Origin of the sequence: Leucobacter chromiireducens (assembly GCF_051993095.1) — a bacterium.
GTDB lineage: Bacteria > Actinomycetota > Actinomycetes > Actinomycetales > Microbacteriaceae > Leucobacter > Leucobacter chromiireducens.
On sequence record NZ_CP197024.1, the window covers coordinates 3,156,107 to 3,162,189 of the forward strand.

Here is a 6,083-nt window from a genome sequence, read left to right on the forward strand (position 1 = left end):
ACTGGTGTGACCAAAGGAGTCATCATGAACGAACCCATCAACGTTGACGAGCAGACCTTCGAGAAGGTCGTGCTGCAGAGCGAGATCCCCGTACTCGTGGATTTCTGGGCAGCCTGGTGCGGCCCGTGCCGCGCCATTGCGCCGATCCTCGATCAGATTGCTGGCGAGCAGGAGGGCAAGCTGCTCATCGCCAAGCTGAACGTCGACGAGAACCCGAATCTTGCAGCGCAGTACCGCATCACCTCCATCCCCGCGATGAAGGTGTTCAAGGGCGGCGAAGAGGTCCGCGAGATCATCGGTGCGATGCCGAAGCCGATGATCGAGGAGCACCTCGCCGGCATCATCTAAGCCCGGCGTGCGCGACATCGTCGCGCACAGCACAACGGCGGGTGGTGAGTCTCGGACTCACCACCCGCCGTTGTCGTCTGCGAGCGGCGGGAGCTACTCCTCGCCGACCTCAGCGAGCGCTGCGAGCCGGTCGATCGAGCTGAGGAGCGCCGCTGCGGTGTTCTGTTGCGCCCGGGCGAACCGGGTCGAATCAGTGAGACCGCTCCAGTCAAAGGTGTGACGCACGAGCGTGCCCTCGGCGACTGGTTCCAGCTCCCAGCGCCACAGGTGCCCGGGCTCAGCCTCGCCAACGGGGGAGGGCAGCCAGGCAATGCGGCGGCCCTCTGCAAACTCCACGATGCGGTTCTGTCGCACCCGGTCGCCAACGTTGGTCATGATGAACACGTCGCCGACCCCGTGCACGCGCTGACCGGCGGCGGCCTCCGCGAGATTTTCGTTTCCATCCCACCGGGGCTGCTGCGCGGGGTCCGCGATGAGTTCAAACACGCGTTCCGGGGGTGCCGCGACGACGCGTTCTGCCGACACTATCTTCTCTGCGCTGCTCATGCGCCCAGTCAATCACACCGCGTCCGAGAGAGCTTAGCTGAAGCCGGGATCCCCGAGCTCCGAGAGGATGCGCTTCAGGTCGGCGATCGTCGCAAAATCGATGACGATCTGCCCCTTCTTGGCGCCCAGCTTCACCGCGACACGAGTGTCGAAGCGATCGCCCAGGCGGTCAGCAATTTCACCGAGCTGAGCCTGCACGCCGCCTGCACGAGGCTTCGCGACCTTGCGCTGGGGCCCCTCGGCAGCCGCGGCCTCCGCCGCGCGCACGGAGAGTCCCTCGTCGACGATCTTGTCGGCGAGCCGCTGCATCGACTCCGCGTCGCCCACGTGCGAAAGAATTGCGCGCGCGTGGCCGGCCGAAAGCACTCCGGCGGCGACCCGGGCCTGCACGGGCTCGGGGAGACGCAGCAGTCGGATCGTGTTCGAGATCTGTGGCCGCGAGCGACCGATTCGCTCTGCGAGCTGCTCCTGCGTAATGCCGAAGTCTGAGAGGAGCTGCTGGTAGGCCGAGGCCTCTTCAAGAGGATTCAGCTCAGCACGGTGCAGGTTCTCGAGCAGTGCGTCACGAAGCATGTGCTCGTCCGCGGTGCTCCGGACGATGGCCGGAATCGAGTCAAGGCCGGCGCGCTTCGAGGCACGGAAACGGCGCTCACCCATGATGATCTCGTAGCGGGGTCCGCGCTTGGGTGCCGGCTCGATTTCGCGCACGACAATCGGCTGGAATACGCCGAACTCCTTGACGGAGTGGGTGAGCTCTGCAAGTGCGTCCTCGTCGAACTCGGTGCGAGGCTGTACCCGATTCGGGGTGATCTCGCTCAGTTCCAGTCGCGTCAGGCGCGCGCCTGGAACTGCCTGCAGCTGCTCTTCCGCGTCGCCCGTGCTCACGGGAGCCGCGGCGGCTTCGGTCTCCGGCGCGGTGGCCGTCGTGGCCTCCGCGGACTCAGGCTGCTCCGCGCCCGCGGTGCTCGCCGGGAAGAACACGTCGACGGGACGCTCGCCCGTCGTTGGTGCCTGGGGGATGAGGGCCCCAATCCCGCGGCCGAGGCCGCCCCGCTTCTTCGTCGCCATTAGTCGCGCCCTTCCATGGAAATACCAGCTCCCACACCACGCTCCGCGATCTCCGCTGCGGCCTCGAGGTACGCGAGCGCGCCGATCGAGGCGCCATCGTACGCGTGCACGGTCTGCCCGTAGCTCGGTGCTTCAGAGATACGCACCGAACGGGGAATCACCGCATTCAATACCTGCTCTGGGAAGTGCGATCGAACCTCACGCGCGACCTCCTGCGCCAGGTTCGTGCGTGCGTCGTACATGGTGAGCAAGATCGTCGACACCCGCAGCCCGGGGTTCAAGTGCTTCTGGATGAGCTGGATGTTGCCAAGCAGCTGGCTGAGTCCTTCAAGCGCGTAGTACTCGCACTGGATCGGGATCAGCACCTCGTCAGCGGCGACGAAGGCGTTGACCGTGAGGAGGCCGAGCGAGGGAGGACAATCGATGAACACGTAGTGGTACGGCTCAGCGGCCTCCTGCAAGAACGCCTGCAGTGCGGTGCGGAGCCGCTGTTCGCGGGCAACGAGCGAAACGAGCTCGATCTCAGCGCCCGCGAGGTTGATCGTGGAAGGCACGCACCACAGATTCTCGTGGTCAGTGGTCTGCTGAAGCGCGTCGTCGAGGGTGCTGTCGCCGAGCAGCACGTCGTACACACTCGTCACCTCTGGGCGGTGCTGCACACCGAGCGCGGTCGACGCATTGCCCTGTGGGTCGAGATCGATGACGAGGACGCGCGCGCCTCGACGCGCGAGCGCCGAGGCGAGGTTCACCGTCGTGGTGGTCTTTCCGACGCCACCTTTTTGATTCGACACCGTGATGATGCGCGGCGCGTCGGGCAGCGGGGAGACGGTCTCGGCGAGCTTGCGCCGTCGCCTGACCTTGTCGACGAGGTGGTCGCCGACGAGTGACTTCTCCGTATCAGCCATGACTCACAATTTTAGCCCGAAATACTCGCGTCGTTTCGGCAAGCTGCCCGACGCCAAGCTCTTCCACCCGGATATCCGTGAGGCGATGCTTGCGCAGCACCTTCGCTGCAGCGTCGATCTCAGCCTCCACAGAGTTCCCCTTGAGGAACAGCATCTCACCGTCTGCACGCAGCAGGGGAGCGGTGATGGGGACCAACTTGCGCAGCGCGGTCACCGCACGCGCGGTCACCTGGTCGACCTCGAAGGCGTCGTGAAACTCCTCGGCGCGCCCCCGCTTCACCTCTGCGTTCTCGAGCCCGAGCCGCTCAATCTGCTCGTTCAGCCAGAGGCAACGGCGCTCCATCGGCTCGATGAACAGAAAATCAGCGTCCGGTCGCACGATCGCAAGCACGAGCCCGGGCATTCCGCCGCCGGTGCCGATGTCCGCCACGCGTCCGCCTGCGCGGATCAGCGGCGCGAGAACGGCACTGTTGAGGAGATGCCGCGTCCACAGTCGGGGGAGCTCCAGCGGGCCAATGAGGCCAAGCTCTTCGCCTCGTGCGGCGAGGTCGTCGGCGAAGGCACGCAGCACGTCAATGCGGTCTCCCGCGATCTCGGCGGCCGCTGCGGGCTCGAGTTCCAGCTCGGTCACTTCGGTCATTCTGCGTCCTCCGCGCGTTTCACGTGAAACGAGTGTGCTCGCGCTAGGCGCGGCTGATCACGAGCCGGCGATCCCGACCCTCGCCGCGGGACTCGGAGAAGTATCCTCGCCCGGCAACGTCGTCGTGTACGAGCTTGCGCTCGTACGAGGACATTGGCTCAAGCTCAACGCTGTCGCGTCCAGCTGCAATCTGTGCGACTGCGGCATCCACCATGCGCTTGAGCTCGATCGCACGCGCATCGCGCGATCCGCCGATGTCGATGATGAGTCGCGAGAAGCGCCCGGTCTTCGCCTGCACGGCGAGACGCGTGAGGTCCTGAAGCGCCTGCACTGTGTCCGGGACGGCCAAGCGGTCAAGCTGCTCGCCGCCTCCCGTCACCGAAACGTAGGCGCGACCATTCGCGACGTCGATATCAATATCGCCGTCGAGGTCCGCGATGTCGAGCAAGCCCTCGATGTAGTCTGCGGCGAGATCGCCGTCAGCCTCAAGCTCCTCAAGCGTCAGGTTCTCGGTCTCCGCTGCGGGAGTGTTCTGCTCTGCAGTCACAGGGATCACTTCCCCTTCTTCTTCGCGCGCTTCGAGCTCATCGGCTGCTGGCGCTGGCCCTCTGCCTTCGACGGGGTCTGTGCGTCGAGTGCGCGAACCTCATCGTCGGTGAGCTTGCCCTTGGCCTTCAGGCGGGCCTGACGCGCACGCCATGCCTCACTGCCGGGGGTGGGCATGTTGCGGATAACGATGAACTGCTGGCCCATGGTCCAGACGTTCGAGGTGAACCAGTACACGTTCAGTGCGAGCGGGAAGGTGACGCCCGAGAACAGGAACGCGAAGGGGATGATGTAGAGCAGGATGCGCTGCTGGCGGTACATCGGCGAAGCCTTCGTCTCGTCGGAGACGTTCTTCGACATGATCTGCAGCTGCGTGAAGAACTGCGAGGCGATCATGAGGATCACGATGACGCCGAGGAGGATCACCACGGTCCAGTTGCCGCTCTCCCAGCCCTGCGTGAAGTTCTGCTTGAGCGGCGCACCGAAGATCGAGGCCTCGTTGAAGCTCTGCGTCAGCGCAGCATTCATGAAGCCGATACCCGTCTTGTTCTCGGCTGCGTGACGCAGCACGTAGAACAGCGAGAAGAACACGGGCATCTGGATCAGGATCGGCAGGCACGAGGAGAACGGGTTCGTCCCGTGCTTCTTGTACAGTGCCATGGTCTCGCGGCTCATGGCCTCACGCGAGAACTGGTCCTTCTTGCCCTTGTACTTGTCCTGGACTTTCTTCATCTCGGGCGCAAGGTCCATCATGCGACGCTGAGACTTGATCTGGCGCACGGTCACGGGGATGAGCGCCGAGCGCACCACGATCACCAGGCCAATGATGGAGAGCACCCAGGTGACACCGGAGGCGGGCTCCATCCCGAGCCAGGTGAGTGCCTGATGCCAGACGGCCAGTACCAGCTCGACGAGCCAGCGGAGGGGCCAGAGTATGGTCTCGAAGAAATCCACCGCGTTAGGCCTTTCGCTCGATGGGGCGGACGAAGCCGCGCGAGTTAATCACAAAGTTCTGTTTCTTCCGGCTGGGAACGTCGTCGATCCCGCCGGGCGTGAAGGGGTTGCAGCGCAGCAGCCGCCATCCCGTAAGCACGGTTCCGACAAGGAATCCGCGCAGTTGGTACGCCTCCACAGCGTACCGGGAACACGATGGATAATACCTGCACACCTGCCCGTAGAGCGGGGAGATGAAGCGCCGATAGAGGTGCATGATCCCGATCGCGATATTGCGGGGGAGGAACCACACCTCGAAGAGCACGCGTTTCACCGTGACTCCGCTGGCGTGAGCAGTGTTCGCTCCACCCGGTCAAGCGCTCGATCAACAGCCGCTTCGAGCTCTGCGTACGGTGCGGTGGCGATCGCGGGGAGCGCGCGGAACACCACGTCGACAGAAGCAAAGCCCGCGGCTATTCTGCGCTCCGCGATTGTTTTCAATCGACGACGCACGAGATTTCGAGTGACGGCGTTGCCCACTGCCTTCGAGACGATGAAGCCGAAGCGAGCTGGCTCGCCCGGTGCACGCAAAACCGCGTGGGTGATGCACAACGCACCACCCACGCGGTAGCCGGATCGAACGACCCGTCGGTAATCATCTCCCCGGGTAACGCGGTGCCGTTTGGCAGGCATAGTGACCCCGGGTCGGGGAATTACGCGGTGAGCTTGGAGCGGCCCTTGCCGCGACGAGCGGCAACGATCGCACGACCCGCGCGGGTACGCATGCGGGCGCGGAAGCCGTGCACCTTGGCGCGGCGGCGGTTGTTGGGCTGGAAAGTGCGCTTGCTCATTGAAGACTCCGTGACTTATGGAACTGATCCCCGAAGCTCAGTGTCGTCGAGGAAGTCGAATCTGGGTTGGGCGACAGTTCGCCCATACAAGGTATTCACCTTACGCCGAATCTGCGCGATCGTCAAAAGGATCAGACATTTTCGTGCCCGGGCAGCCCGATTTTCGCGTTTGGGGTGTGTGGATAAGGCGGGGACTTGCCTGTGGACAAATCTGTGACTAACGTGGGCGCAGATGTCTTTTCGGCG

Annotated in this window: 10 protein-coding genes; 1 reads left to right on the forward strand and 9 read right to left on the reverse strand. The window is 64.3% G+C overall.

Features of this window, described 5'->3' with window-relative positions:
• The first annotated feature begins 24 nt into the window (after positions 1-24).
• Positions 25-348: a thioredoxin gene (gene trxA, locus ACR81A_RS14310; protein ID WP_202380517.1), complete on the forward strand. Its 324-nt coding sequence runs from the start codon at positions 25-27 to the stop codon at positions 346-348.
• 93 nt (positions 349-441) lie between these two features.
• On the opposite strand, the gene ACR81A_RS14315 is transcribed toward trxA, so the two are convergent.
• The 9 genes from ACR81A_RS14315 to rpmH are packed head-to-tail and all read right to left on the reverse strand — an operon-like array spanning position 442 to position 5,837.
• Positions 442-894, reverse strand: coding sequence for an SRPBCC family protein (locus ACR81A_RS14315; protein WP_440312183.1), 453 nt, complete (start codon positions 892-894; stop codon positions 442-444).
• 33 nt (positions 895-927) lie between these two features.
• Positions 928-1,962: a ParB/RepB/Spo0J family partition protein gene (locus tag ACR81A_RS14320; protein WP_202380515.1), complete on the reverse strand. Its 1,035-nt coding sequence runs from the start codon at positions 1,960-1,962 to the stop codon at positions 928-930.
• Positions 1,962-2,867: a ParA family protein gene (locus tag ACR81A_RS14325; RefSeq protein WP_237462163.1), complete on the reverse strand. Its 906-nt coding sequence runs from the start codon at positions 2,865-2,867 to the stop codon at positions 1,962-1,964. The genes ACR81A_RS14320 and ACR81A_RS14325 overlap by 1 nt, the downstream gene beginning before the upstream one ends.
• Positions 2,860-3,507 (reverse strand): 16S rRNA (guanine(527)-N(7))-methyltransferase RsmG, encoded by a 648-nt coding sequence (gene rsmG / locus ACR81A_RS14330; protein WP_440312184.1) that lies wholly within the window; start codon positions 3,505-3,507, stop codon positions 2,860-2,862. Before rsmG ends, ACR81A_RS14325 begins: the two co-directional genes overlap by 8 nt.
• Positions 3,508-3,550: 43 nt before the next feature.
• Positions 3,551-4,060, reverse strand: coding sequence for a Jag family protein (locus tag ACR81A_RS14335; RefSeq protein ID WP_440313160.1), 510 nt, complete (start codon positions 4,058-4,060; stop codon positions 3,551-3,553).
• Positions 4,060-5,007: a membrane protein insertase YidC gene (yidC, locus tag ACR81A_RS14340; protein ID WP_202380513.1), complete on the reverse strand. Its 948-nt coding sequence runs from the start codon at positions 5,005-5,007 to the stop codon at positions 4,060-4,062. Before yidC ends, ACR81A_RS14335 begins: the two co-directional genes overlap by 1 nt.
• A 4-nt stretch (positions 5,008-5,011) precedes the next feature.
• A complete protein-coding gene (yidD, locus tag ACR81A_RS14345) occupies positions 5,012-5,320 on the reverse strand; it encodes a membrane protein insertion efficiency factor YidD (protein ID WP_202380512.1) in 309 nt (102 codons plus the stop codon).
• On the reverse strand, positions 5,317-5,679 hold the full coding sequence (gene rnpA / locus ACR81A_RS14350) for a ribonuclease P protein component (RefSeq protein ID WP_440312185.1): 363 nt from the start codon (positions 5,677-5,679) through the stop codon (positions 5,317-5,319). Before rnpA ends, yidD begins: the two co-directional genes overlap by 4 nt.
• A gap of 20 nt (positions 5,680-5,699) precedes the next feature.
• Positions 5,700-5,837: a 50S ribosomal protein L34 gene (rpmH, locus tag ACR81A_RS14355; RefSeq protein WP_010155609.1), complete on the reverse strand. Its 138-nt coding sequence runs from the start codon at positions 5,835-5,837 to the stop codon at positions 5,700-5,702.
• Positions 5,838-6,083 lie beyond the last annotated feature (246 nt).

Bases quoted from the DNA above. Each gene is read 5' to 3' on its own strand.
- trxA (WP_202380517.1), top strand. From the start codon at position 25: ATGAACGAACCCATCAACGTTGACGAGCAGACCTTCGAGAAGGTCGTG.
- ACR81A_RS14315 (WP_440312183.1), bottom strand. From the start codon at position 894: ATGAGCAGCGCAGAGAAGATAGTGTCGGCAGAACGCGTCGTCGCGGCA.
- ACR81A_RS14320 (WP_202380515.1), bottom strand. From the start codon at position 1,962: ATGGCGACGAAGAAGCGGGGCGGCCTCGGCCGCGGGATTGGGGCCCTC.
- ACR81A_RS14325 (WP_237462163.1), bottom strand. From the start codon at position 2,867: ATGGCTGATACGGAGAAGTCACTCGTCGGCGACCACCTCGTCGACAAG.
- rsmG (WP_440312184.1), bottom strand. From the start codon at position 3,507: ATGACCGAAGTGACCGAGCTGGAACTCGAGCCCGCAGCGGCCGCCGAG.
- rnpA (WP_440312185.1), bottom strand. From the start codon at position 5,679: ATGCCTGCCAAACGGCACCGCGTTACCCGGGGAGATGATTACCGACGG.
- rpmH (WP_010155609.1), bottom strand. From the start codon at position 5,837: ATGAGCAAGCGCACTTTCCAGCCCAACAACCGCCGCCGCGCCAAGGTG.